The organism is Streptomyces sp. TLI_105, from assembly GCF_900105415.1.
Lineage (GTDB): Bacteria > Actinomycetota > Actinomycetes > Streptomycetales > Streptomycetaceae > Streptomyces.
Genome location: NZ_FNSM01000001.1, coordinates 3321565 through 3345274, shown reverse-complemented (window position 1 = coordinate 3345274; position 23710 = coordinate 3321565). Strand labels below are relative to the sequence as shown.

The 23710-nt window shown below is 70.1% G+C and carries 28 protein-coding genes; 25 read left to right on the top strand and 3 right to left on the bottom strand.

Annotated elements, in window-relative coordinates:
• Window positions 1-2: 2 nt before the first annotated feature.
• The 17 genes from BLW86_RS15110 (at window position 3) to truA (ending at window position 11176) form a co-directional block, all read left to right on the top strand.
• Window positions 3-188: a type Z 30S ribosomal protein S14 gene (locus BLW86_RS15110; RefSeq protein ID WP_003948630.1), complete on the top strand. Its 186-nt coding sequence runs from the start codon at window positions 3-5 to the stop codon at window positions 186-188.
• A 220-nt stretch (window positions 189-408) separates the two neighbouring features.
• Entirely contained in the window at window positions 409-807 is a 399-nt protein-coding gene (gene rpsH, locus BLW86_RS15100; protein ID WP_015035585.1) for a 30S ribosomal protein S8, read from the top strand.
• Window positions 808-828: 21 nt separating this feature from the next.
• Window positions 829-1368, top strand: a complete 540-nt coding sequence (gene rplF / locus BLW86_RS15095; RefSeq protein WP_093874533.1) for a 50S ribosomal protein L6 — start codon at window positions 829-831, stop codon at window positions 1366-1368.
• Between the two features lie 3 nt (window positions 1369-1371).
• Window positions 1372-1755, top strand: a complete 384-nt coding sequence (gene rplR / locus BLW86_RS15090; protein ID WP_030687809.1) for a 50S ribosomal protein L18 — start codon at window positions 1372-1374, stop codon at window positions 1753-1755.
• A gap of 45 nt (window positions 1756-1800) precedes the next feature.
• The gene (rpsE, locus tag BLW86_RS15085; protein ID WP_007265914.1) at window positions 1801-2403 is read left to right on the top strand and encodes a 30S ribosomal protein S5; all 603 of its coding nucleotides are present in this window, start codon (window positions 1801-1803) and stop codon (window positions 2401-2403) included.
• Window positions 2403-2585: a 50S ribosomal protein L30 gene (rpmD, locus tag BLW86_RS15080; protein ID WP_015035589.1), complete on the top strand. Its 183-nt coding sequence runs from the start codon at window positions 2403-2405 to the stop codon at window positions 2583-2585. The genes rpsE and rpmD overlap by 1 nt, the downstream gene beginning before the upstream one ends.
• A 1-nt stretch (window position 2586) precedes the next feature.
• Complete coding sequence (gene rplO, locus BLW86_RS15075; RefSeq protein WP_093874532.1) at window positions 2587-3042, top strand: 50S ribosomal protein L15; 456 nt, start codon at window positions 2587-2589, stop codon at window positions 3040-3042.
• A gap of 687 nt (window positions 3043-3729) precedes the next feature.
• A complete protein-coding gene (gene secY / locus BLW86_RS15070; RefSeq protein ID WP_093874531.1) occupies window positions 3730-5049 on the top strand; it encodes a preprotein translocase subunit SecY in 1320 nt (439 codons plus the stop codon).
• A complete protein-coding gene (locus BLW86_RS15065) occupies window positions 5049-5696 on the top strand; it encodes an adenylate kinase (protein WP_093874530.1) in 648 nt (215 codons plus the stop codon). The genes secY and BLW86_RS15065 overlap by 1 nt, the downstream gene beginning before the upstream one ends.
• Before the next feature lie 96 nt (window positions 5697-5792).
• Window positions 5793-6644: a type I methionyl aminopeptidase gene (gene map / locus BLW86_RS15060; RefSeq protein ID WP_093874529.1), complete on the top strand. Its 852-nt coding sequence runs from the start codon at window positions 5793-5795 to the stop codon at window positions 6642-6644.
• A gap of 352 nt (window positions 6645-6996) precedes the next feature.
• Window positions 6997-7218, top strand: coding sequence for a translation initiation factor IF-1 (infA, locus tag BLW86_RS15055; RefSeq protein WP_003956442.1), 222 nt, complete (start codon window positions 6997-6999; stop codon window positions 7216-7218).
• Between the two features lie 61 nt (window positions 7219-7279).
• A complete protein-coding gene (gene rpmJ / locus BLW86_RS15050; protein ID WP_003956441.1) occupies window positions 7280-7393 on the top strand; it encodes a 50S ribosomal protein L36 in 114 nt (37 codons plus the stop codon).
• Between the two features lie 191 nt (window positions 7394-7584).
• Window positions 7585-7965, top strand: coding sequence for a 30S ribosomal protein S13 (gene rpsM, locus BLW86_RS15045; protein WP_015035595.1), 381 nt, complete (start codon window positions 7585-7587; stop codon window positions 7963-7965).
• Window positions 7966-8031: 66 nt separating this feature from the next.
• Entirely contained in the window at window positions 8032-8436 is a 405-nt protein-coding gene (gene rpsK, locus BLW86_RS15040) for a 30S ribosomal protein S11 (protein ID WP_003956432.1), read from the top strand.
• Window positions 8437-8585: 149 nt separating this feature from the next.
• Window positions 8586-9608 (top strand): DNA-directed RNA polymerase subunit alpha, encoded by a 1023-nt coding sequence (locus tag BLW86_RS15035; RefSeq protein WP_004946635.1) that lies wholly within the window; start codon window positions 8586-8588, stop codon window positions 9606-9608.
• A 158-nt stretch (window positions 9609-9766) separates the two neighbouring features.
• Window positions 9767-10237 carry a 50S ribosomal protein L17 gene (gene rplQ / locus BLW86_RS15030; RefSeq protein ID WP_093874528.1) on the top strand — a complete coding sequence of 157 codons (471 nt, stop codon included), beginning with the start codon at window positions 9767-9769 and terminating at the stop codon, window positions 10235-10237.
• Window positions 10238-10318: 81 nt separating this feature from the next.
• A complete protein-coding gene (gene truA, locus BLW86_RS15025) occupies window positions 10319-11176 on the top strand; it encodes a tRNA pseudouridine(38-40) synthase TruA (protein WP_030687796.1) in 858 nt (285 codons plus the stop codon).
• Here truA and BLW86_RS15020 read toward each other — a convergent pair.
• A complete protein-coding gene (locus tag BLW86_RS15020) occupies window positions 11147-12118 on the bottom strand; it encodes a hypothetical protein (protein ID WP_093874527.1) in 972 nt (323 codons plus the stop codon). The genes truA and BLW86_RS15020 overlap by 30 nt on opposite strands.
• 56 nt (window positions 12119-12174) lie before the next feature.
• Here BLW86_RS15020 and BLW86_RS15015 point away from each other — a divergent pair, with 56 nt between their 5' ends.
• The 4 genes from BLW86_RS15015 (at window position 12175) to glmM (ending at window position 16619) form a co-directional block, all read left to right on the top strand.
• Complete coding sequence (locus tag BLW86_RS15015) at window positions 12175-13797, top strand: ABC-F family ATP-binding cassette domain-containing protein (RefSeq protein WP_371129500.1); 1623 nt, start codon at window positions 12175-12177, stop codon at window positions 13795-13797.
• A 345-nt stretch (window positions 13798-14142) separates the two neighbouring features.
• Complete coding sequence (gene rplM / locus BLW86_RS15010; RefSeq protein WP_041130788.1) at window positions 14143-14586, top strand: 50S ribosomal protein L13; 444 nt, start codon at window positions 14143-14145, stop codon at window positions 14584-14586.
• 44 nt (window positions 14587-14630) lie between these two features.
• Window positions 14631-15143, top strand: coding sequence for a 30S ribosomal protein S9 (gene rpsI / locus BLW86_RS15005; protein ID WP_015035601.1), 513 nt, complete (start codon window positions 14631-14633; stop codon window positions 15141-15143).
• Between the two features lie 117 nt (window positions 15144-15260).
• Complete coding sequence (gene glmM, locus BLW86_RS15000) at window positions 15261-16619, top strand: phosphoglucosamine mutase (protein ID WP_093874525.1); 1359 nt, start codon at window positions 15261-15263, stop codon at window positions 16617-16619.
• Between the two features lie 73 nt (window positions 16620-16692).
• Here glmM and BLW86_RS14995 read toward each other — a convergent pair whose 3' ends face one another.
• Both BLW86_RS14995 and coaA read right to left on the bottom strand, forming a co-directional pair.
• Window positions 16693-17640 carry a DUF389 domain-containing protein gene (locus tag BLW86_RS14995; protein WP_093874524.1) on the bottom strand — a complete coding sequence of 316 codons (948 nt, stop codon included), beginning with the start codon at window positions 17638-17640 and terminating at the stop codon, window positions 16693-16695.
• A gap of 18 nt (window positions 17641-17658) precedes the next feature.
• Window positions 17659-18726 (bottom strand): type I pantothenate kinase, encoded by a 1068-nt coding sequence (gene coaA / locus BLW86_RS14990; protein ID WP_256341319.1) that lies wholly within the window; start codon window positions 18724-18726, stop codon window positions 17659-17661.
• A 314-nt stretch (window positions 18727-19040) separates the two neighbouring features.
• On the opposite strand from coaA, the gene BLW86_RS14985 reads away from it, so the two are divergent.
• From BLW86_RS14985 to BLW86_RS14970, 4 genes are all read left to right on the top strand, one after another.
• The gene (locus tag BLW86_RS14985; protein ID WP_093874523.1) at window positions 19041-19805 is read left to right on the top strand and encodes a hypothetical protein; all 765 of its coding nucleotides are present in this window, start codon (window positions 19041-19043) and stop codon (window positions 19803-19805) included.
• 100 nt (window positions 19806-19905) lie between these two features.
• Entirely contained in the window at window positions 19906-21753 is a 1848-nt protein-coding gene (gene glmS, locus BLW86_RS14980) for a glutamine--fructose-6-phosphate transaminase (isomerizing) (RefSeq protein WP_093874522.1), read from the top strand.
• 7 nt (window positions 21754-21760) lie between these two features.
• The gene (locus BLW86_RS14975; protein ID WP_093874521.1) at window positions 21761-22129 is read left to right on the top strand and encodes a holo-ACP synthase; all 369 of its coding nucleotides are present in this window, start codon (window positions 21761-21763) and stop codon (window positions 22127-22129) included.
• A 126-nt stretch (window positions 22130-22255) separates the two neighbouring features.
• The gene (locus BLW86_RS14970) at window positions 22256-23707 is read left to right on the top strand and encodes an NAD(P)H-hydrate dehydratase (protein ID WP_093874520.1); all 1452 of its coding nucleotides are present in this window, start codon (window positions 22256-22258) and stop codon (window positions 23705-23707) included.
• Window positions 23708-23710: the final 3 nt, after the last annotated feature.

The window sequence follows — 23710 nt, the reverse complement described above, 5'->3', positions numbered from 1 at the left end:
AGATGGCGAAGAAGGCTCTCATCGCGAAGGCTGCCCGCAAGCCCAAGTTCGGCGTGCGCGGCTACACGCGCTGCCAGCGCTGTGGTCGTCCCCACTCCGTGTACCGCAAGTTCGGCCTGTGCCGCGTGTGCCTCCGTGAGATGGCTCACCGTGGCGAGCTGCCGGGCGTGACCAAGAGCTCCTGGTAATCCCCTTCTGTCCTTTGGGCGTTAGGGATTCCCGGAGTCTCTCGGTAAGCATTGGGTCGGCGGAGGCCCACCCCCGCATGCCTTAGGCTTGTGGGGTTGGGCGTCCGCCGCCCGTACGACTTACTACGCCGTAGGTCCCCGCGCCGCACCCGTCCCACCCCTGTGTGGGGAGAGGGATGGCGCACTGGAAACCCCGGCGAGAGAGGCCGAAGGCCAATTCATGACCATGACTGATCCGATCGCGGACATGCTGACTCGTCTGCGTAACGCGAACTCGGCATACCACGACTCCGTGACGATGCCGCACAGCAAGATCAAGTCTCACATCGCGGAAATCCTCCAGCAGGAGGGCTTCATCACGGGCTGGAAGGTCGAGGACGCCGAGGTCGGCAAGAACCTCGTCCTCGAGCTCAAGTTCGGTCCGAACCGTGAGCGCTCCATCGCGGGCATCAAGCGGATCTCGAAGCCCGGTCTCCGGGTTTACGCGAAGTCCACCAACCTGCCGAAGGTCCTCGGCGGCCTGGGCGTGGCGATCATCTCCACGTCCCACGGTCTCCTGACCGGCCAGCAGGCAGGCAAGAAGGGCGTAGGTGGGGAAGTCCTCGCCTACGTCTGGTAGTCGGGAACGGAGGAATAGCTAATGTCGCGTATTGGCAAGCTGCCTATCCAGGTTCCCGCCGGCGTGGACGTCACCATCGATGGCCGCACGGTCACGGTCAAGGGTTCCAAGGGCACCCTGAGCCACACCGTCGCCGCGCCGATCGAGATCGTTAAGGGCGAGGATGGCGTGCTCAACGTCAACCGTCCGAACGACGAGCGTCAGAACAAGGCCCTGCACGGCCTGTCCCGCACGCTGGTGGCCAACATGATCACCGGTGTGACCCAGGGTTACGTCAAGGCGCTCGAGATCAGCGGTGTCGGTTACCGCGTGGCCGCGAAGGGCTCCGGTCTGGAGTTCCAGCTCGGCTACAGCCACCCGATCGTGGTCGAGGCGCCCGAGGGCATCTCGTTCAAGGTCGAGTCGCCGACCAAGTTCTCGGTCGAGGGCATCGACAAGCAGAAGGTCGGCGAGGTCGCCGCCAACATCCGCAAGCTTCGCAAGCCCGACCCCTACAAGGCCAAGGGCGTGAAGTACGCGGGCGAGGTCATCCGCCGCAAGGTCGGAAAGGCTGGTAAGTAAGCCATGGCATACGGTGTGAAGATCGCCAAGGGCGACGCCTACAAGGGCGCCGCCAAGAAGCGCCGCCACATCCGCATCCGCAAGAACGTGTCGGGTACGGCGGAGCGTCCGCGCCTCGTCGTGACGCGTTCCAACCGCGGTATCACCGCTCAGGTCATCGACGACCTCAAGGGTCACACCCTTGCGTCGGCGTCGACCCTGGACGCGTCGATCCGCGGCGGCGAGGGTGACAAGTCCGCGCAGGCCAAGCAGGTCGGCGCCCTGGTCGCCGAGCGCGCCAAGGCCGCCGGCGTCGAGGCTGTCGTGTTCGACCGTGGTGGCAACAGGTACGCCGGGCGCATTGCCGCTCTGGCTGACGCCGCCCGCGAAGCCGGGCTGAAGTTCTAAGCCCCGGTTCCGGGACTAACGGACGTAACAGAGAGAGGTAATCCAATGGCTGGACCCCAGCGCCGCGGAAGCGGTGCCGGTGGCGGCGAGCGGCGGGACCGGAAGGGCCGCGACGGTGGCGCTGCCGCCGAGAAGACCGCGTACGTTGAGCGCGTTGTCGCGATCAACCGCGTCGCCAAGGTTGTCAAGGGTGGTCGTCGCTTCAGCTTCACCGCGCTCGTCGTGGTGGGTGACGGTGACGGCACCGTAGGTGTCGGTTACGGCAAGGCCAAGGAAGTTCCCGCGGCCATCGCCAAGGGCGTCGAGGAAGCCAAGAAGAACTTCTTCAAGGTTCCCCGCATCCAGGGCACCATCCCGCACCCGATCCAGGGCGAGAAGGCGGCCGGCGTTGTCCTGCTGAAGCCTGCTTCCCCCGGTACCGGTGTTATCGCCGGTGGCCCGGTGCGCGCCGTTCTGGAGTGCGCCGGCGTTCACGACATCCTGTCGAAGTCGCTCGGCTCCGACAACGCGATCAACATCGTGCACGCGACCGTGGAGGCCCTGAAGGGCCTGCAGCGTCCCGAGGAGATCGCGGCTCGCCGTGGTCTGCCCCTCGAGGACGTCGCTCCCGCGGCTCTGCTCCGTGCGCGTGCTGGGGCGGGTGTGTGATGGCTCGCCTCAAGGTCACGCAGACGAAGTCGTACATCGGCAGCAAGCAGAACCACCGCGACACCCTGCGTTCGCTTGGCCTCAAGAAGGTCAACGACGTGGTTGTCAAGGAGGACCGCCCCGAGTTCCGCGGAATGGTGCACACCGTCCGCCACCTCGTGACGGTCGAGGAGGTTGACTGACATGGCGGAGAACAACCCGCTGAAGGCCCACAACCTCCGTCCGGCCCCCGGCGCCAAGACCGCCAAGACCCGTGTGGGTCGTGGTGAGGCGTCGAAGGGTAAGACGGCCGGTCGTGGTACGAAGGGTACGAAGGCCCGCTACCAGGTTCCGCAGCGCTTCGAGGGTGGGCAGATGCCCCTCCACATGCGTCTGCCGAAGCTGAAGGGCTTCAAGAACCCCTTCCGCACCGAGTACCAGGTCGTGAACCTGGACAAGCTCACCGCGCTCTACCCGCAGGGTGGCGAGGTCACGGTGGCCGACCTGGTCGCCAAGGGTGCCGTTCGCAAGAACCAGCTCGTCAAGGTCCTGGGCCAGGGCGAGGTCTCCGTGGCGCTGCAGGTGACGGTCGACGCCGTCTCCGGCTCCGCCAAGGAGAAGATCGCCGCCGCCGGCGGCACCGTCACCGAGCTCGTCTGAGCCTCGGTCGACAGCTGAAGAAGCCCGGCCGGTTCCCCCACGGGGGAGCCGGCCGGGCTTCTTCGTACGCCGAGGAGCTCGGCCGCGGCCGAGGCGGGTCCCCGGGCCTCGGGGAAGGCCTGGAGCGGGCTCTCGGCCTTGGACCTGGCCGACACGTGAGGGAGACCGGCCGACGGGCTGGGCGTGACGCCCGCCCGGGGCCGGGGACGGGCGTGCTCCTCCGCCGGCCGTCCTTCGGCCGTCCTTCGAAACCGATCGCGAGGCGGAGTCCGCTCACCGCGTCGCCCTGGTGCTCGGACCGGTCGAGGTCCGGCGGAACCGCCTCAGTGGAATCGATCCGGGCGACGGCCGCCCCGGTCCGGCCGCCACGACGGTGAGCGACGTCGTCACGACCGTTCCCCCGGAAGTGGTAACGGTGGGTGTCGAGCCGTTGCAGCCGGTCGGTCCGGAACGGGCGGCCGACCGACGTCGCGCGCTCGGGACCAGGGGGCCGCTTCCGGCCGGGGACGCCTTCCAAAAGGTGCATCCCCGGTTGGTCGTTCCTAGGGGGGCATGGTCGCCGGTAAGGTGGCGTGCACTGTCTAAACTCCGTGCGGTATGCCCGCACGGGATTGATGACCGATAACCAATCGTCGAACCTCAAGACCGTCACCCTTGACGCATAGCGCGGGGGTCGCAGGAGGCACCGTGCTCACCGCGTTCGCCCGGGCGTTCAAGACGCCCGACCTGCGCAAGAAGCTGCTCTTCACGCTCGGCATCATCGTGCTGTACCGCCTGGGGGCCCACATCCCGGTCCCCGGCGTCAGCTACGAGGCCGTCCAGCAGTGTGTCAAGCAGGCCAGCGAGGGCAACAACAGCCTGTTCGGCCTGGTCAACATGTTCAGTGGCGGGGCGCTGCTGCAGATCACCATCTTCGCGCTCGGCATCATGCCGTACATCACGGCGAGCATCATCCTGCAGCTGCTGACCGTCGTGATCCCCCGCCTCGAAGCCCTCAAGAAGGAGGGTCAGTCCGGTACTGCCAAGATCACGCAGTACACCCGGTACCTGACCGTGGCCCTCGCCATCCTCCAGGGCACCGGCCTCGTCGCGACCGCCAAGAGCGGTGCGCTCTTCAGCGGCTGCATCGTCGCCGACCAGGTCGTGCCCGACCAGTCGATCTTCACCATCGCCACGATGGTCATCACCATGACCGCGGGCACCGGCGTCGTCATGTGGCTCGGCGAGCTGATCACGGACCGCGGCATCGGCAACGGCATGTCGATCCTGATGTTCATCTCGATCGCGGCCGGCTTCCCGGGCGCCCTGTGGGCCATCAAGAAGAGCGGCAAGCTCGCCCAGGGCTGGATCGAGTTCGGCGTCGTCATCCTCATCGGCTTCGTGATGGTGGCCCTCGTGGTCTTCGTCGAGCAGGCTCAGCGACGCATCCCGGTCCAGTACGCGAAGCGCATGATCGGCCGCAGGTCGTACGGCGGTACGTCCACTTACATCCCTTTGAAGGTGAACCAGGCCGGTGTGATTCCTGTCATCTTCGCGTCGTCGCTGCTCTACATCCCGGCCTTGATCGCGCAGTTCTCGAACAGCACCGCGGGCTGGAAGACCTGGATCGAAGCCCACTTCGTCAAGGGTGACCACCCCTACTACATCGCCGCGTACTTCCTCCTGATCGTGTTCTTCGCCTTCTTCTACGTGGCGATCTCGTTCAACCCCGAGGAAGTTGCGGACAACATGAAGAAGTATGGTGGCTTCATCCCGGGTATCCGGGCTGGTCGACCTACTGCCGAGTATCTGAGCTACGTGCTCAACCGGATCACTTGGCCGGGCTCGCTGTACTTGGGTCTGATCGCTCTTGTGCCGACGATGGCGTTGGCAGGCTTCGGTGGGGCCAATTCCAACTTCCCCTTCGGCGGGACGAGCATCCTCATCATCGTGGGTGTGGGGCTGGAGACCGTGAAGCAGATCGAGAGCCAGCTCCAGCAGCGCAATTACGAAGGGTTCCTCCGCTGATGCGAATCGTCCTCGTCGGACCGCCCGGTGCGGGCAAGGGCACGCAGGCCGCGTACCTCGCCAAGAACCTGGGCATCCCGCACATCTCTACGGGCGACCTGTTCCGTGCCAACATCTCGCAGGGCACGCCGCTGGGCGTAGAGGCGCAGTCGTACATGAAGGCCGGCCAGCTCGTGCCGGACTCCGTGACGATCGGGATGGCCGAGGACCGCATGCGCCAGGCGGACGCCGAGGGCGGCTTCCTGCTCGACGGGTTCCCGCGGAACGTGGCCCAGGCCCAGGCTCTGGACGCGTTCCTCAAGTCCGACGGCATCGAGCTGGACGCGGTCCTGGACCTTGAGGTCCCCGAGGACGAGGTCGTGAAGCGGATCGCGGGTCGCCGCATCTGCCGCAAGGACTCCGCGCACGTCTTCCACGTGACGTACAACGCTCCGAAGACCGAGGGCGTCTGCGACGTCTGCGGCGGCGAGCTGTACCAGCGCGACGACGACACGGAGGAGACCGTCCGCAAGCGCCTGTCGGTCTACCACACGGAGACCGAGCCGATCATCGACTACTACCGGGCGCAGAACCTGGTCGAGACGATCTCGGCGCTCGGCAAGGTGGACGAGGTCACCGCCAAGGCGATGGCCGCGCTCAAGAAGTAACCCCGGTTCGTTCGATACGGCCGCGGTGCCCCTCGGGGGCGCCGCGGCCGTATCGTTGTTCTGTTCCCCGTACTCGATGGAAAGGCCGCGGCCACGATGGTGCAGATCAAGACCCCCGAGCAGATCGCGAAGATGCGCGAGGCGGGGCTGGTCGTCGCCGCCATCCACGCGGCGACCCGCGAGGCGGCCGTGCCGGGCGCCACGACGAAGGACCTCGACGAGGTCGCGCGGAAGGTCATCGCCGACCACGGGGCGAAGTCGAACTTCCTCGGGTACGGCGGCTTCCCCGCGACGATCTGCACCTCGGTGAACGAGGTCGTCGTCCACGGCATCCCCGACGAGAAGACCGTCCTCAAGGACGGCGACATCATCTCGATCGACTGCGGCGCGATCGTGGACGGCTGGCACGGCGACGCGGCGTACACCGCTTTCGTCGGCACCGGTCACGCCCCGGAGCTGATCGAGCTCTCCCGGGTGACCGAGGAGTCGATGTGGGCGGGCATCGCGGCGATGAAGCTCGGCAACCGTCTGGTGGACATCTCGAAGGCGATCGAGACGTACATCAAGCGGCAGCCGCGGCCGGCCGTGGGCGACCACAGCCTGGGCCGCTACGGCATCATCGAGGACTACGGCGGCCACGGCATCGGCACCGAGATGCACATGGACCCGCACCTGCTGAACTACGTCTCCCGTAAGCGCGGCAAGGGCCCGAAGCTGGTCCCCGGCCTCTGCCTGGCGATCGAGCCGATGGTCTCCCTGGGCACCCCGCGCACGGAGGTCCTGGAGGACGACTGGACGGTCATCACGACCGACGGCACCTGGTCCTCCCACTGGGAGCACTCCATCGCCCTGACGGAGGAGGGCCCGCTGGTCCTCACGGCTGTGGACGGCGGCAAGGCGAAGCTGGCGGAGCTGGGCGTGACGGCGGCGCCGGACCCGCTGGCGTAGCGGGCGGCCGATGGCGGTGCCGGGGTCGCATCCGGCGGACATCGGCGGACGGAGTCCGGCGCAGCGGCCCGAAGCCCGTGAGGCGCCCCCCGGGCGCCGAGCCCGCGAGGGCTGCGTCGGGGGTCGGGTCGGCGGCGCCGGGGCCGGATGCGGCCGGCCCCGCCCAAGAGAGGGCCTCGGGACCGCTGCGTAGTGGATTCGGATCTCGCGTAAGGATCTTCTACCGTGGGCAGACTTCCCGATTCGTCTTTTCCTGGGGCCTGACGTAGACTGATGCGTCGGCTCTCGTGTACCCGTGTGCCTGCACACGGCGGCGAGAGTCGATCAAGGTAGCCGATTCGAAAGGCGAAGCGTGGCCAAGAAGCAAGGTGCCATCGAAATCGAGGGCACCGTGATCGAGTCCCTCCCGAACGCCATGTTCAAGGTGGAGCTCCAGAACGGTCACAAGGTCCTCGCGCACATCTCCGGCAAGATGCGGATGCACTACATCCGAATCCTTCCGGACGACCGGGTCGTCGTGGAGCTCTCTCCGTACGACCTGACGCGTGGCCGGATCGTCTACCGGTACAAGTAGATCTTGCCCGCACCCGCCTTCCGCGCGGGTGGTGGCACTGACCCGGAGAACCTCACATCCCATGAAGGTCAAGCCGAGCGTCAAGAAGATCTGCGACAAGTGCAAGGTGATCCGCCGTCACGGCCGGGTCATGGTCATCTGCGACAACCTGCGCCACAAGCAGCGCCAGGGCTGACGCACGCCGACCGACCTGCAACTTCGCAGTTCTTCGCGCGACGCATAGCAACACGTACATACGCAGAGCCCGTCGGGCCGTTCTTCAACGGTTGACGGCACCTCCGGCGGGGGCCGGGGACCCGACCTGTACCTCATACGGCAGCCGGGAACGGTTCTGCAGCAGACCCCCGAGAACACAGGAGCCATTGAATGGCACGCGTTTCCGGTGTTGACATCCCGCGCGAAAAGCGTGTGGTGGTCGCACTCACCTACGTCTTCGGCATCGGGCGTACCCGGTCCGAGGAGATTCTCGCCGCGACCGGCGTGAACCCGTCCACCCGTGTCCGCGACCTTGCCGAGGAAGACCTCGTCAAGATCCGCGAGTACGTGGACGCCAACCTCCAGACCGAGGGTGACCTCCGCCGCGAGATCGCCGCCGACATCCGCCGCAAGGTCGAGATCGGCTGCTACCAGGGCCTGCGTCACCGTCGTGGCCTGCCCGTCCGCGGTCAGCGCACCAGCACGAACGCTCGTACCCGCAAGGGCCCGCGTCGCGCCATCGCCGGCAAGAAGAAGCCGGGCAAGAAGTAGTCCTCAGCGGACGCTTGACCAAGCGGTCTTCGCTGTAGGACCGACCACCTCCCGTAGGAGTTATAGATGCCCCCCAAGGGTCGTCAGGGTGCCGCCAAGAAGGTGCGCCGCAAGGAAAAGAAGAACGTCGCTCACGGCCACGCGCACATCAAGAGCACGTTCAACAACACGATCGTCTCGATCACGGACCCCTCGGGCAACGTGATCTCCTGGGCCTCCGCCGGCCACGTCGGCTTCAAGGGCTCGCGCAAGTCCACCCCCTTCGCCGCGCAGATGGCCGCCGAGTCGGCCGCCCGCCGCGCGCAGGAGCACGGCATGCGCAAGGTCGACGTCTTCGTCAAGGGTCCCGGCTCCGGCCGTGAGACCGCGATCCGCTCCCTCCAGGCCACGGGCCTCGAGGTCGGCTCGATCCAGGACGTCACCCCCACGCCGCACAACGGCTGCCGTCCCCCCAAGCGCCGCCGCGTCTGACGCACGGGCTGCTTGAGCAGGACTTTCGGGCGGTGCGTCCCTTTCGGGGACGTACCGCCCGTACCCTTGTAGCAGTTACACCACCGGGCTCCGCCCGGTGGCCGTCGGACGTCAAATAGTGGTCGTCCACGACTGAAGGAAACACAGACATGCTTATCGCTCAGCGTCCGTCGCTGACCGAAGAGGTCGTCGACGAGTTCCGCTCCCGGTTCGTCATCGAGCCGCTGGAGCCGGGCTTCGGCTACACCCTCGGCAACTCCCTCCGCCGTACCCTCCTCTCCTCGATCCCGGGTGCCGCTGTCACCAGCATCCGCATCGACGGTGTCCTGCACGAGTTCACCACCGTGCCGGGCGTCAAGGAGGACGTCACCGACCTCATCCTGAACATCAAGCAGCTGGTCGTCTCCTCGGAGCACGACGAGCCGGTCGTGATGTACCTGCGCAAGCAGGGCCCGGGTCTGGTCACCGCCGCCGACATCGCGCCCCCGGCCGGTGTCGAGGTGCACAACCCCGACCTCGTCCTGGCGACCCTGAACGCCAAGGGCAAGCTGGAGATGGAGCTGACCGTCGAGCGCGGTCGCGGCTACGTCTCCGCCGTCCAGAACAAGCAGGTCGGCCAGGAGATCGGCCGCATCCCGGTCGACTCGATCTACTCGCCGGTCCTCAAGGTCACCTACAAGGTCGAGGCGACCCGAGTCGAGCAGCGCACCGACTTCGACAAGCTCATCGTCGACGTCGAGACCAAGCAGGCCATGCGCCCGCGTGACGCCATGGCGTCCGCCGGCAAGACCCTGGTCGAGCTGTTCGGTCTGGCGCGCGAGCTCAACATCGACGCCGAGGGCATCGACATGGGCCCGTCCCCGACGGACGCCGCCCTCGCCGCCGACCTGGCGCTGCCGATCGAGGAGCTCGAGCTCACCGTTCGTTCGTACAACTGCCTCAAGCGTGAGGGCATCCACTCCGTGGGTGAGCTCGTCGCCCGCTCCGAGGCCGACCTGCTCGACATCCGCAACTTCGGTGCGAAGTCGATCGACGAGGTCAAGGCGAAGCTGGCCGGTATGGGCCTCGCGCTGAAGGACTCGCCGCCCGGATTCGACCCCACCGCCGCCGCTGACGCCTTCGGCGCCGACGACGACGCGGACGCGGGCTTCGTCGAGACCGAGCAGTACTGAGCCTCGTAAGAGGTTGACCGACCTCTGCGGACCGGTTTCGGCTGGTCCCGCAGTTCCCCGCGCCCCCATGGGGGCGCGGGTCTCCGACAGGTAACCGCCTGCTCGGATACTGACCCCGGTACCTGATACGGCCTGGGCAGATCACAAGGAGAAACACCATGCCGCGTCCCGCGAAGGGTGCCCGCCTCGGCGGTTCCGCCGCGCACGAGAAGCTGCTCCTCGCCAACCTGGCGAAGTCGCTCTTCGAGCACGGCCGCATCACCACGACCGAGGCCAAGGCCCGTCGCCTGCGTCCGGTCGCCGAGCGCCTGATCACCAAGGCGAAGAAGGGCGACATCCACAACCGTCGCCTGGTGCTGCAGTCGATCACCGACAAGGGGATCGTCCACACGCTCTTCACCGAGATCGCCCCGCGTTACTCGGAGCGCCCCGGTGGCTACACCCGCATCACCAAGATCGGCAACCGTCGTGGCGACAACGCCCCGATGGCCGTGATCGAGCTGGTCGAGGGCGAGATCGCCAAGAAGGCGACCGTCGCCGAGGCCGAGGCCGCCACCAAGCGCGCCGTCAAGGAGGCCGACGAGGCCGCCGCCACCGAGGCTCCGGCCGAGGAGTCGAAGGACGCGTAAGCGTTTTCCGACGTTTCTCGTGAGCGGGCCCGTACCCCCTGGGGTGCGGGCCCGTTCCCGTGTGTTTGAGAGGATCTCCGCGTGAGTGATGACGTGCAGGACGGTTTCGTACGGGTTCGGCTTGACCTCTCGTACGACGGCAAGGACTTCTCCGGCTGGGCCAAGCAGGCCCAGGGACAGCGGACCGTGCAGGGAGAGATCGAGGACGCCCTGCGGACCGTGACCCGGTCCAAGGAGACGTACGAGCTGACCGTCGCCGGCCGGACCGACGCCGGCGTGCACGCGCGCGGCCAGGTCGCGCATGTCGACCTGCCCGTGGAGGTGTGGGAGGAGCACCGCGACAAGCTGCTCCGGCGGCTCGCCGGGCGGCTCTCCCACGACGTGCGGGTGTGGTCCCTCGCCGAGGCCCCCGCGGGCTTCAACGCCCGGTTCTCCGCCGTCTGGCGCCGCTACGCCTACCGCGTCACCGACAACCCCGGCGGCGTCGACCCGCTGCTCCGCGGGCACGTGCTGTGGCACGACTGGGCCCTCGACATGGACGCCATGAACGAGGCCGCCACCGCGCTCGTCGGCGAGCACGACTTCGCCGCGTACTGCAAGAAGCGCGAGGGAGCCACCACCATCCGCACGCTCCAGGTGCTGCGCTGGGAGCGGCGCGAGGACGGGATTCTGGAGGCGACCGTCAAGGCGGACGCCTTCTGCCACAACATGGTCCGCTCGCTCGTCGGCGCCCTGCTCTTCGTCGGCGACGGCCACCGGCCGGTCGACTGGCCCGGCAAGGTGCTCGCCGCCGGCGTCCGCGACTCGGCCGTGCACGTCGTGCGGCCGCACGGCCTCACCCTCGAAGAGGTCGGCTACCCGGAGGACGCGCTGCTCGCCGCCCGCAGCCGGGAGGCCCGCAACAAGCGGTCACTCCCCGGGAGCGCCGGCTGCTGCTGAGGCCTGGGCGCGGCCCCGGGCGTAGATCTGGTTGAAGGCGAAGGTGCCGAGGTCGTCGCTGGCCTGGAAGACGGCCTTGTCGGCCTTGGTGACCTTCTTGCCGTTGGCGAAGCCGGCCTGGGTGAAGTACGCGTACCGGCCGATCGCGTTCGAGCGGCGCAGGCAGACGGTGGCGTGGCAGAAATCACCCACGCCCGCCCCCGTCAGGGGTGCGACGCCACCGGTGGCCTGGTCCTTCGCCTTCTGGGCCGCCGCCTCGGACGGGAAGACGGCGACGCCGACGGTGATCGCCACGCCGTCCTTCACATAGGTGGCGCGGAGCACCCGCTGGCAGCCGTTCCGCTTGAGGACGCCGCCGAGGCCGCCCTGCGTGACGGCCGCGCAGTTCGTGGTGGCGGAGGTCGCGCCCTTCTTGTACGCGCGGCCGTTCATGCTCATCTTCTTGCCCGGGAAGAGGCCCTCGGCGGTGAGCGGGGCCTTGTCCTTCTTCGGGTCCGAGATGTAGTCCTTCGGGTTCGGCGGGGGCGGCGGCGCCACCGACGAGAAGGTCGGCTCGGGGGTCGGCGCGCCCGTGGGGGAGACCGAGCCGGTGGGGACCGGGCCGTTCTTGGCCTCGTCGTTCTTCTGGTTGGTGCTCACGACGGCGGTCGCCACGATCGCGCCCACGGCCACCGTGGCCAGGGCCCCGCCGGCGATCAGCAGGAGGCGCTTGCGGCGGCCCCGCGAGGCCGAGGCGTCGGCCAGGGCGCCCCAGTCGGGCGTCTCACCGCTGCCCTGCGCGCCCGGGAACGGGTTCGGCTGTGCGGGCTGCGGGTAGCCGTAGCCCGGCTGCTGCCCGTGCCCCTGCTGCGGCGGGTAGCCGTACCCCCCCTGCTGCTGTCCGTACCCCTGCTGCCCCTGCTGCTGCGGCTCTTGCGGCCACTGCGGTCCCCCAAAGCTCATGCCGCGCATCCTAAACCGGTTGGGCGGGGCCCCAGCGGGCGGTGACAATGCATCCCATGGGACATGTCGAGGCCGCGCATCTGGAGTACTACCTTCCCGACGGGAGGGTCCTCCTCGGGGACGCCTCCTTCCGGGTCGGGGAGGGCGCCGTCGTCGCCCTCGTCGGGGCCAACGGCGCCGGCAAGACCACACTGCTCCGGATGATCGCCGGGGAGCTCCAGCCGCACGGCGGCACGGTCAAGGTCAGCGGCGGCCTCGGCGTGATGCCGCAGTTCGTCGGCTCCGTACGGGACGAGTCCACCGTCCGCGACCTGCTCGTCTCCGTCGCCCAGCCCCGGATCCGGGAGGCCGCGAAGGCGGTCGACGCGGCCGAGCACCTGATCATGACGGTCGACGACGAGGCCGCGCAGATGAAGTACGCGCAGGCCCTCAGCGACTGGGCCGAGGTGCAGGGGTACGAGGCCGAGACCCTCTGGGACATCTGCACCATGGCCGCGCTCGGCGTCCCGTACGAGAAGGCGCAGTTCCGGGAGGTCAGGACGCTCTCCGGCGGCGAGCAGAAGCGGCTCGTCCTGGAGTCGCTGCTGCGCGGCCCCGACGAGGTGCTGCTCCTCGACGAGCCGGACAACTACCTCGACGTGCCGGGCAAGCGGTGGCTGGAGGAGCGGCTGCGGGAGACCCGCAAGACCGTCCTCTTCATCTCCCACGACCGGGAGCTGCTCTCCCGGGGCGCCCAGAAGATCATCGCGGTCGAGCCCGGCCCGGCCGGATCGGACGTCTGGGTGCACGGCGGCGGCTTCGACACCTTCCACGAGGCCCGGCGGGAGCGGTTCGCCCGCTTCGAGGAGCTGAGGCGGCGCTGGGACGAGAAGCACGCGCAGCTGAAGAAGCTGGTGATCACCCTGCGGCAGGCGGCCGCGGTCAGCCACGAGATGGCCTCCCGGTACGCCGCCGCGCAGACCCGGCTGAAGAAGTTCGAGGAGGCGGGGCCGCCGCCGGAGCCGCCGCGCGAGCAGGACATCCGGATGCGGCTGCGCGGCGGGCGGACCGGCGTGCGAGCCGTGACCTGCGAGAACCTTGAGCTGACCGGCCTGATGAAGCCGTTCTCGCTGGAGATCTTCTACGGGGAGCGGGTCGCCGTCCTCGGTTCGAACGGCTCCGGGAAGTCCCACTTCCTGCGGCTGCTGGCGGGAGACCCCTCGGTCGCCCACACGGGCACGTGGAAGCTCGGTGCCCGGGTCGTGCCGGGGCACTTCGCGCAGACCCACGCGCACCCGGAGCTGACCGGGCGGCCGCTCGTCGACATCCTGTGGACCGAGCACGCCAAGGACCGGGGCGCGGCGATGTCGATGCTGCGGCGGTACGAGCTGGAGCGGCAGGGGGACCAGCCGTTCGACAAGCTGTCGGGCGGGCAGCAGGCGCGGTTCCAGATCCTGCTCCTGGAGCTGGCGGGGACGACGGCACTGCTGCTCGACGAGCCGACGGACAACCTGGACCTGGAGTCGGCGGAGGCGCTCCAGGACGGGCTGGAGTCGTACGAGGGGACGGTGCTGGCCGTCACGCACGACCGGTGGTTCGCGAAGAGCTTCGACCGGTACCTGGTCTTCGGTTCGGACGGGGTCGTGCGGGAGACCAGCGAGCCCGTGTGGGACGAGCGGCGGGTCGAGCGGGCGCGGTGACCTCGGGCCACGGCCGGCGGACGGAGTCCGACGCAGCCGGGTGACGCCGGGGAGGCCCCTCGGGGCCGAGCCGTGCGAGTGCGGCGTGGAGGAGAGGTCGAGCGGCGGGTCGAGCGCGCGCGGTAGGGGCGGCGCGTTTTGACCCGTCCGGGGTGGCGCGGGTACTGTTGCGGTTTGTTATGCGTAGTGGCTTCGTCGTTCTCACGCGAAGGGCCCTTACGCAGGTTCCCTGGAGCAGTTACCAGTGGCTCGCATACGGGCGGTGTCCCGGCAGTGCAGGCCCCAGCTGCATGATCGCTTCAGGTGTGTCTGGACTCCATCCACTGAAGAAGCGAAGGCTACGAAGTGCGTACGTACAGCCCCAAGCCCGGCGATGTCACTCGCCAGTGGCACATCATCGACGCGCAGGACATCGTCCTGGGCCGTCTGGCGACGACGGCTGCGAACCTCCTGCGAGGCAAGCACAAGCCCGTCTACGCCCCGCACATGGACATGGGCGACTTCGTCATCATCATCAACGCTGACAAGGTCCACCTGTCCGGCAACAAGAAGACCCAGAAGATGGCCTACCGCCACTCTGGCTTCCCGGGTGGTCTGCGCTCCGTCCGTTACGACGAGCTGCTCGACAAGAACCCCGAGAAGGCCGTCGAGAAGGCCATCAAGGGCATGATCCCCAAGAACTCCCTGGGCCGTCAGATGCTCTCGAAGCTGAAGGTCTACGCGGGCGAGAACCACCCGCACGCTGCTCAGCAGCCGGTCCCGTTCGAGATCACCCAGGTCGCGCAGTAGTTCCGGCCACACCCCCTAAGAACGAAAGAAATCTGAGGAGAATCGTGGCCGAGACCACCCCCGAGACCCCCGTCGACGAGTTCGAGGGCGTTGAGGAGTACACCACCGAGACCGAGCTCGTCGAGGGTGAGTACACCTCCGAGTCGCTCGCGTCCCGCTTCGGCGACCCGCAGCCGGCCGCCGGCCTGGGCCGTCGCAAGAACGCCATCGCCCGCGTCCGGATCGTTCCGGGCACCGGCAAGTGGAAGATCAACGGTCGCACCCTTGAGGACTACTTCCCCAACAAGGTGCACCAGCAGGAAGTCAACGAGCCCTTCAAGGTGCTCGAGCTCGACAACCGCTACGACGTCATCGCCCGCATCGCGGGTGGCGGTGTCTCCGGCCAGGCCGGCGCCCTGCGCCTCGGCGTGGCCCGTGCGCTGAACGAGGCGGACGTCGAGAACAACCGCCCGGCGCTGAAGAAGGCCGGCTTCCTCTCCCGTGACGACCGCGCGGTCGAGCGGAAGAAGGCCGGTCTCAAGAAGGCCCGCAAGGCTCCGCAGTACAGCAAGCGTTAATCTCGCCTGCTCGGTCTGCTTTCGTACGCCCCGGCGGCACTGCCCGTGCCGTCGGGGCGTACGTTTTTTCATAACCTCTTTCTCTTTCGCTTGGGCACGTATTTTCGGAGGACAGCTGTGGGACGACTCTTCGGCACGGACGGCGTACGCGGCGTCGCCAACGCGGACCTGACGGCGGAGCTGGCGCTCGGCCTGTCGGTCGCGGCCGCGCACGTGCTCGCCGAGGCGGGCACCTTCGAGGGCCACCGGCCGACCGCCGTGGTCGGGCGGGACCCGCGCGCCTCCGGAGAGTTCCTCGAAGCGGCCGTCGTCGCGGGCCTCGCCAGCGCCGGCGTCGACGTGCTGCGCGTCGGCGTCCTGCCCACCCCGGCCGTGGCCCACCTCACCGGCGTCCTCGGCGCCGACCTCGGCGTGATGCTCTCCGCCAGCCACAACGCCATGCCCGACAACGGCATCAAGTTCTTCGCCCGCGGCGGCCACAAGCTCGCCGACGAGCTGGAGGACAAGATCGAGGCCGTGTACGAGGAGCACCGCACCGGCGCCCCGTGGGAGCGCCCGACCGGTGCCGGCGTCGGCCGCGTGCGCGACTACAACGAGGGCTTCGACACGTACGTTGCCCACCTCATCGCCGTCCTCCCCAACCGCCTCGACGGCCTCAAGGTCGTCCTCGACGAGGCCCACGGCGCCGCCGCCCGCGTCTCGCCCGAGGCCTTCGCGCGGGCCGGGGCCGAGGTCGTCACCATCGGTGCCGAGCCCGACGGCCTCAACATCAACGACGGCTGCGGCTCCACCCACCTGGAGCTGCTCAAGGCCGCCGTCGTCGAGCACGGCGCCGACCTGGGCATCGCCCACGACGGCGACGCCGACCGCTGCCTCGCCGTGGACGCCGCCGGCAACGAGGTCGACGGCGACCAGATCCTCGCCGTGCTCGCCCTCGCCATGCGCGAGGCCGGCACCCTGCGCGGCGACACCGTCGTCGCCACCGTCATGTCCAACCTGGGCTTCAAGCTCGCCATGGAGCGCGAGGGCCTGAACCTCGTCCAGACCGCGGTCGGCGACCGCTACGTCCTGGAGTCCATGAAGGAGAACGGCTACGCGCTCGGCGGCGAGCAGTCGGGACACGTCATCGTGCTCGACCACGCCACCACCGGCGACGGCACCCTCACCGGTCTGATGCTGGCCGCCCGCGTCGCCGCCACCGGCAAGTCGCTCGCGGACCTCGCCGGCGTCATGGAGCGGCTCCCGCAGATCCTGATCAACGTCAAGGACGTCGACAAGTCCCGGGTGACCACCTCCGGCGAGCTCGCCGCGGCCGTCATCGAGGCCGAGCGCGAGCTCGGCTCCACCGGCCGCGTCCTGCTGCGCTCCTCCGGCACCGAGCCGCTGGTCCGCGTCATGGTCGAGGCCGCCGACATCGAGCAGGCCCGCGCGGTCGCGCAGCGCCTCGCGGACGTCGTGAAGTCCGCGCTGGGCTAGCCTTTCTGAGGCACCGTCATGCAGAGAGGGCCCCCGCCGCGCCGGCGGGGGCCCTCCTCTGTGCGGCGGTGCCTCAGAACTTCGGCTCGCGGCGCCATCGGCCGCGCTGGGTGCGCCACAGCAGCTTCTGCCCGTACAGGGTGAGCGTCCCGGCCAGGATGATGCCGAAGAGGTTGAGGCCCAGCTGCTCGACCGAGCCCCACGTCTGGCCCAGCTCGCCGTAGCTGAGCGCCACCGCCGCGTTCGCGCCCGCCGGGACCGTCGTCACCGAGATGGCCACGCCCACCAGGGCCCCGGACTTCGCGGAGGTCAGCGAGAGGGTGCCGGCCGCGCCCGCGAGCAGCGCCACGACGAAGGAGAACGGGTCCGGCTGCCAGATGAACTTGGTGTTGGGCCGGTCCGCGTCCAGCTGCGCCCTGCTGAACAGGTCGAGCGCGTCCATCCCCAGGCTGAACACCGTCGTCGCCACGATCGCCGCCGCGAAGCCGACGACCAGCGCGATCAGCGACCGCGCCGCCAGCTTCGGGGCGCGCCGCACGATCGCCGTACAGATGCCGGCCAGCGGCCCGAACTCCGGGCCGACCGCCATCGCGCCCACGACCAGGATCGCGTTGTCCAGGACGACACCGCAGGCCGCGATCATCGTCGCCAGGATCATGAACGCGCTGTACGTGATCGAGAGCGTCGACTCCTCGTGCGTCGCCCCCGCCAGCTGCTCCCAGATCACCGCGTCCGCGGGCTCGCCCGGGGCCTCGTGCTCGGCCGCGTTCGCGCGGGTGGAGAGGGAGAGGTCGATGTTCTCGACGGCGATCGAGCCGTCCTCGTCGATCCTCAGCTCGCGCAGCCCGTGCAGCAGCTCGTCCCCCGCCTCGCGGGCCACGTCGCACAGCACCAGATCGCCCGAGGGGTCCCGGGCGGCTCCGGCCAGCACCACCAGATGGGTGGTGCCGACCGTCGACTCGATCAGCCGGACCGCGGCGGAGGTGCGGTCGGGCGGGACGATCATCCTCAGATGCAGCATGGGGAGAGCGTACGGAGGTCAGAGCTTCCGCAGGCTCAGACGCTGCACCTTGTGGTCGGAGCCCTTGCGGACGACGAGGGTCGCCCGGCCGCGGGTCGGGGCCACGTTCTCCAGGAGGTTCACCTTGTTGATGGTCCGCCACATCGTGCGGGCGTAGTCGAAGGCCTCCTCCTCGGAGACCTGCGTCCAGCGCCGGAAGTACGAGGACGGGTCCTGGAAGGCGGTGTCGCGCAGCTTCCGGAAGCGGTTCAGGTACCAGCGCTCGATGTCCTCAGGACGGGCGTCCACGTACACCGAGAAGTCGAAGTAGTCGGCGAGGCCGACGCGGGTGCGGCCGTCCTTGCCGGGAAGCGCCGGCTGGAGGACGTTCAGCCCCTCCACGATGAGGATGTCCGGGCGGCGGACGACGAGCCGCTCGTCGGGCACGCGGTCGTAGATCAGGTGCGAGTAGACCGGGGCCGAGACCTCCTCCTTGCCCGCCTTGACGTCCGCGACGAAACGGGTCAGGGCCCGGCGGTCGTACGACTCGGGGAAACCCTTGCGGGACATCAGGCCGCGCGCCTTCAGCTCCTCCATCGGGTAGAGGAAGGCGTCCGTGGTCACCAGCTCCACGCGCGGGTGCTCCGGCCAGCGGGCCAGCAGCGCCTGCAGCAGCCGGGAGACCGTGGACTTGCCGACCGCCACCGAACCGGCGACCCCTATGACGAAGGGGGTGCCGCGCTGCTCGGCGCTCTCGCCGAGGAAGGTGTTCAGCGCGCCGCGGAGGCCGCTGGTGGCCTGCACGTACAGGTTGAGCAGCCGGGACAGCGGGAGGTAGATGTCCCGCACCTCGTCGAGGTCGATGACGTCCCCGAGGCCGCGGAGCCGCTCGACCTCGTCGGCGGTCAGGGGGAGCGGCGTCTTGTCGCGCAGGGCGCTCCACTCGGCCCGGGTGAGGTCGACGTACGGGGTCGCCTCGGACGGCCGGCGGTGCCCGGTCCCGTTCCGGGGACTCCCGTGGCCGGCGCCCTCTCCGGTCCCGGCACCGTTGCCGGGGTCTCCGTCGGGGGCGTCCCCGCTGGCGCTTCGTGGCGGCGAAGTGATCACCCCGCCATTGTCGGGGGTCGGCGGCCTCCGTGGGCCGTGGGGTCGGTCACGCGACAAAAGCCGTTGTGCCGTCCGCGGGCAGCGGCGATCATGCAGGAGCCGCGTGTGCTCCGCACCTCACACGGGGGGAGCCGCCGCCGGGCGGCATCGAGAGAGCCGAGGGCCGCCGCCGGGCGGCACGGAGAGCCGAGCCGCCGTCGCGTGGACCTGTGGAGAGCCGCCGCCGTGCGGCCCCGCACAGAGCCGTCGCCGCCGCGCGGCCCGTAGAGAGCCGTCATCGCGCGGCCCGCAGAGAAAGCAGAGAACCACCACCGATGCGTACGTCCCTGAGAAGCGCCGCCGTCGCCACCACCGCCCTCTCCCTCGCGCTGCTCGTCACCGCATGCGGCGGCGGGGAGAAGGGCGGGGACAAGGGCACCGGCAAGGACGCCGCGCCGAGCGCCTCCGCCGCGAGCAGCGCGCCCGCCGCGAAGGCGCTGTCCGCCGCCGAGCTGGAGAAGCTGATCGTCGAGCAGGCCGACCTGCCGGGCCACCAGGTCCAGAAGGCCAAGGCCACGGACATCGTGAAGGCCGACTCCGTCTCCGCCGACAAGCCCTCCTGCACGCCCCTCGCCCACGCGATGTCGTCCGTCGCCACCGGCGAACCGGGCGCGTCCGCGCAGCGCAAGACCATCGAGGTGCCCAAGACCGAAGGGGCCTCGGCCTCGCCGAAGGACGCCCTCGGGGCGCTGGCCGCACCCGTGACGAGCGTGACCCTCGGCTCGTACGACGGGCAGGGCGCCCAGGAGGCCTTCGCCTCCCTGAAGACCGCCGGCACCGACTGCGCGGGCGGCTTCACGCTCCTCGGCGGCGGCGAGAAGACGAAGATCAGCAAGGTCGCGCCGGAGACGGTGTCCGCCGGCGAGGAGTCGCTCGCCTGGACGGTGACCACCGACATGGACGGCGAGCCGTTCGTCACCAAGCTGGTCGTCTTCCGCAAGGGCAACACCCTGGCCTCGTTCTCCACCCTCAGCCTCGGCGGCACGGTCGAGGCGCTGCCGAAGGCCGTGATCGACGCGCAGGCCGCCAAGCTCGGCTGACCCGGCCCCTCCGGTGCGCCCCCGCCCCCTGCGACACGGGCCGGGGCGCGCCCCGCGTCGACTCCGGCCGGTGGGAGGGGTTCCGGCGTAGCCTGCCGTCATGTGCGGAATCGTGGGTTACGTCGGCGGGCAGTCGGCGCTTGATGTGGTGGTCACGGGCCTCAAGCGGCTCGAATACCGGGGCTACGACTCGGCCGGTGTCGCGGTGCTCTCCGACGGGGGGATCGCCGCGGCCAAGAAGGCGGGCAAGCTCGTCAACCTGGAGAAGGAGCTCGTCGAACGGCCGCTGCCCGGCGGCTCCGTCGGCATCGGGCACACCCGCTGGGCCACCCACGGCGGGCCCACCGACGCCAACGCACACCCGCACCTGGACAACGCCGGGCGCGTCGCCGTCGTCCACAACGGCATCATCGAGAACTTCGCCGCCCTCAGGGAGGAACTCGTCGAGCGCGGCCACACGCTGCTCTCCGACACCGACACCGAGACCGTCGCCCACCTCCTCGCCGAGGAGTTCTCCTCCGCCGGCGACCTCGCCGAGGCCATGCGGCTCGTCTGCCGCCGCCTCGACGGGGCCTTCACCCTCGTCGCCGTCCACGCCGACCAGCCCGACGTCGTCGTCGGCGCCCGCCGGAACTCGCCGCTCGTCGTCGGCGTGGGGGAGGGGGAGAACTTCCTCGCCTCCGACGTGTCCGCGTTCATCGCGCACACCCGCTCCGCCATCGAACTCGGGCAGGACCAGGTCGTCGAGCTGACCAGGGACGGCGTCACCGTCACCGACTTCGACGGCGTGCCCGCCGACGTCCGGGCCTACCACGTCGACTGGGACGCCTCCGCCGCCGAGAAGGGCGGCTACGCCTCCTTCATGCTCAAGGAGATCGCCGAGCAGCCCAAGGCCGTCGCCGACACCCTCCTCGGGCGGATCGACGGGGCCGGCCGGCTCACCCTCGACGAGGTGCGCATCCCCGACGCCGTGCTCCGCGAGGCCGACAAGGTCGTCATCGTCGCCTGCGGCACCGCCTTCCACGCCGGGCTCATCGCCAAGTACGCCATCGAGCACTGGACCCGCATCCCCTGCGAGGTCGAACTCGCCAGCGAGTTCCGCTACCGCGACCCGATCCTGAACCAGCGCACCCTCGTCATCGCGATCTCCCAGTCCGGCGAGACCATGGACACCCTCATGGCGCTCCGGCACGCCCGGGAACAGGGCGCGAAGGTGCTCGCCGTGTGCAACACGAACGGCTCGACCATCCCCCGGGAATCGGACGCCGTGCTCTACACGCACGCCGGGCCCGAGGTCGCCGTCGCCTCCACCAAGGCCTTCCTCACGCAGCTCGTCGCCTGCTACCTGCTCGCCCTCTACCTCGGCCAGGTGCGCGGCACCAAGTGGGGCGACGAGATCCACACCGTCGTCCGCGACCTCGCCCGGATCGGCGACGAGGTGGAGCGCGTCCTGGAGACCATGGAGCCGGTACGGGCCCTCGCCCGGTCCCTCGCCGACAAGGACACCGTCCTCTTCCTCGGTCGGCACGTCGGCTACCCGGTGGCCCTGGAAGGCGCGCTCAAGCTCAAGGAACTCGCGTACATGCACGCCGAGGGCTTCGCGGCGGGCGAGCTCAAGCACGGGCCGATCGCGCTCGTCGAGGAGGGCCTGCCGGTCGTCGTGGTCGTGCCCTCGCCGCGCGGCCGCTCCGTCCTCCACGACAAGATCGTCTCCAACATCCAGGAGATCCGGGCCCGCGGAGCACGGACCATCGTCATCGCGGAGGAGGGCGACGAGGCCGTCGTCCCGTACGCCGACCACCTCGTCCGCATCCCCGCCACGCCTACGCTGCTCCAGCCGCTGGTCGCCACCGTGCCGCTCCAGGTCTTCGCCTGCGAGCTCGCCACCGCGCGGGGCAACGAGGTCGACCAGCCGCGCAACCTGGCCAAATCCGTGACCGTGGAGTGAGTGGGAAATGATCATTGGGGTGGGGATCGACGTGGCGGAGATCGACCGCTTCGCCGCGTCCATCGAGCGGACACCGGGGCTGCTCCAGCGCCTCTTCGTCGAGCGCGAGGTGCTTCTCCCGAGCGGCGAACGGCGCGGCCCGGCCTCGCTCGCGGTGCGGTTCGCCGCGAAGGAGGCGCTCGCGAAGGCGCTCGGCGCGCCGGGCGGACTGCACTGGACCGACGCAGAGGTGTACGTCGAGGGCACCGGGCAGCCGCGGCTGCGGGTACGGGGGACGGTGGCGGCGAGGGCGGCGGAACTGGGCGTCCGGCACTGGCACGTGTCGCTGAGCCATGACGCGGGGGTGGCGTCGGCGGTGGTGATCGCAGAGGGGTGACCTGCGCTCTCGCCGGCCCCGTGGGCGCGCTCGCACGGCGGGTGGGAACCGCCCGTGGAGGCGCGCTCGCGCGGTGGTGGGTGGAGGTGCGGGACGATCGCCCGTGCCGCGGGCAGACTGCTGGGCATGCGTACCGCTTATCGCGTGGAGACCGTCCGGGCCGCCGAGGCCGAGCTCATGGCACGACTGCCGCACGGCGCCCTCATGCAGCGCGCCGCCGCCGGCCTCGCCGCCGCCTGTTGTTCGCTGCTCGGGAAGGGGCGGGTGTACGGCGCCCGGGTCGTCCTGCTCGTCGGCAGCGGCGACAACGGCGGCGACGCCCTGTACGCCGGGGCCCGGCTCGCCCGGCGCGGCGCCGGAGTCACGGCGGTGCTGCTCGGGGAGCGGGCGCACGACGGCGGTCTCGCGGCGCTCCGGGCGGCCGGAGGCCGCGTCGCCGACGAGCCGTTCGCCCCGCTCGCCCGCGCCGACCTCGTCCTCGACGGCATCACCGGCATCGGAGGGCGCGGCGGCCTGCGCCCCGAGGCCGTGCCCGTCACCCGGGCCGCGCGCGGCTCGGACGCCGTCGTCGTCGCCGTCGACCTGCCGAGCGGCGTCGACGCCGACACCGGGGAGGTCCACGGCGAGGCGCTGCGGGCCGACGCGACGATCACGTTCGGCGCGTACAAGCCGGGCCTGCTCGTCGACCCGGCCCGGGAGTACGCGGGGGCGCTGCGCCTCGTCGACATCGGGCTCGGCGACGTGCTGCCCGGCGTGCCGGACCTGGAGGCCCTCCAGCACGAGGACCTGGCGTGGCTGCTGCCGGTGCCGGGCGCCGAGAGCGACAAGTACCGGCGGGGCGTCGTCGGGGTCCTCGCCGGCTCCGCCCGCTATCCCGGCGCCGCCGTGCTCGCCGTGGCGGGCGCGCTGCGCGGCGGTGCGGGGGCGGTGCGGTACGTGGGTCACGCCGGCGACGCCGTGATCGCCGCGCACCCCGAGACGCTGGTGCACCCCGGGCCCCCCGACAAGGCGGGCCGGGTCCAGGCGTGGGTCGTCGGGCCCGGTCTCGGGGAGGGCCCGGGCGCCGGGGTCGCTGTCGGGGAGGTCCTGGCCTCGGACGTCCCCGTGCTCGTCGACGCGGACGGCCTGCGGGGGCTCGCGCCGGACGCCGTCCGGGCCCGTACGGCTCCGACCCTGCTGACCCCGCACGCCGGCGAGGCGGCGGCGCTGCTCGGCGTGGCGCGGGAGGAGGTCGAGGCGGGGCGGCTCGCGGCGGTGCGCGAACTGGCGGGCCGCTTCGGGGCGACGGTCCTCCTGAAGGGTTCGACGACGGTGGTGTGCGGGGCGGACGGCGGGCCCGTACGGGTGAACCCGACCGGGACGTCCTGGCTGGCGACGGCGGGCAGCGGCGACGTCCTGTCCGGCCTCGCGGGCTCCCTCCTCGCGGCGGGTCTTCCCGCCCTGGACGCGGCCTCCTGCGCGGCCTATCTGCACGGGCTCGCCGCCCGGCGGGCGGCGGAGGGGGGCGCGCCGGTGACGGCCACGGAGGTGGCGGGCTCGCTGCGGGGGGCGTGGCGGGACGTGACGGCGGGGGCGTAGGGC

What these genes read in the sequence shown, in the direction of transcription:
- BLW86_RS15110 (WP_003948630.1), top strand. Translation starts at nt 3, where the DNA reads ATGGCGAAGAAGGCTCTCATCGCGAAGGCTGCCCGCAAGCCCAAGTTC.
- rpsH (WP_015035585.1), top strand. Translation starts at nt 409, where the DNA reads ATGACCATGACTGATCCGATCGCGGACATGCTGACTCGTCTGCGTAAC.
- rplF (WP_093874533.1), top strand. Translation starts at nt 829, where the DNA reads ATGTCGCGTATTGGCAAGCTGCCTATCCAGGTTCCCGCCGGCGTGGAC.
- rplR (WP_030687809.1), top strand. Translation starts at nt 1,372, where the DNA reads ATGGCATACGGTGTGAAGATCGCCAAGGGCGACGCCTACAAGGGCGCC.
- rpsE (WP_007265914.1), top strand. Translation starts at nt 1,801, where the DNA reads ATGGCTGGACCCCAGCGCCGCGGAAGCGGTGCCGGTGGCGGCGAGCGG.
- rpmD (WP_015035589.1), top strand. Translation starts at nt 2,403, where the DNA reads ATGGCTCGCCTCAAGGTCACGCAGACGAAGTCGTACATCGGCAGCAAG.
- rplO (WP_093874532.1), top strand. Translation starts at nt 2,587, where the DNA reads ATGGCGGAGAACAACCCGCTGAAGGCCCACAACCTCCGTCCGGCCCCC.
- BLW86_RS15065 (WP_093874530.1), top strand. Translation starts at nt 5,049, where the DNA reads ATGCGAATCGTCCTCGTCGGACCGCCCGGTGCGGGCAAGGGCACGCAG.
- map (WP_093874529.1), top strand. Translation starts at nt 5,793, where the DNA reads ATGGTGCAGATCAAGACCCCCGAGCAGATCGCGAAGATGCGCGAGGCG.
- rpmJ (WP_003956441.1), top strand. Translation starts at nt 7,280, where the DNA reads ATGAAGGTCAAGCCGAGCGTCAAGAAGATCTGCGACAAGTGCAAGGTG.
- rpsM (WP_015035595.1), top strand. Translation starts at nt 7,585, where the DNA reads ATGGCACGCGTTTCCGGTGTTGACATCCCGCGCGAAAAGCGTGTGGTG.
- rpsK (WP_003956432.1), top strand. Translation starts at nt 8,032, where the DNA reads ATGCCCCCCAAGGGTCGTCAGGGTGCCGCCAAGAAGGTGCGCCGCAAG.
- BLW86_RS15035 (WP_004946635.1), top strand. Translation starts at nt 8,586, where the DNA reads ATGCTTATCGCTCAGCGTCCGTCGCTGACCGAAGAGGTCGTCGACGAG.
- rplQ (WP_093874528.1), top strand. Translation starts at nt 9,767, where the DNA reads ATGCCGCGTCCCGCGAAGGGTGCCCGCCTCGGCGGTTCCGCCGCGCAC.
- BLW86_RS15020 (WP_093874527.1), bottom strand. Translation starts at nt 12,118, where the DNA reads ATGAGCTTTGGGGGACCGCAGTGGCCGCAAGAGCCGCAGCAGCAGGGG.
- BLW86_RS15015 (WP_371129500.1), top strand. Translation starts at nt 12,175, where the DNA reads ATGGGACATGTCGAGGCCGCGCATCTGGAGTACTACCTTCCCGACGGG.
- BLW86_RS14995 (WP_093874524.1), bottom strand. Translation starts at nt 17,640, where the DNA reads ATGCTGCATCTGAGGATGATCGTCCCGCCCGACCGCACCTCCGCCGCG.
- BLW86_RS14985 (WP_093874523.1), top strand. Translation starts at nt 19,041, where the DNA reads ATGCGTACGTCCCTGAGAAGCGCCGCCGTCGCCACCACCGCCCTCTCC.
- glmS (WP_093874522.1), top strand. Translation starts at nt 19,906, where the DNA reads ATGTGCGGAATCGTGGGTTACGTCGGCGGGCAGTCGGCGCTTGATGTG.
- BLW86_RS14975 (WP_093874521.1), top strand. Translation starts at nt 21,761, where the DNA reads ATGATCATTGGGGTGGGGATCGACGTGGCGGAGATCGACCGCTTCGCC.
- BLW86_RS14970 (WP_093874520.1), top strand. Translation starts at nt 22,256, where the DNA reads ATGCGTACCGCTTATCGCGTGGAGACCGTCCGGGCCGCCGAGGCCGAG.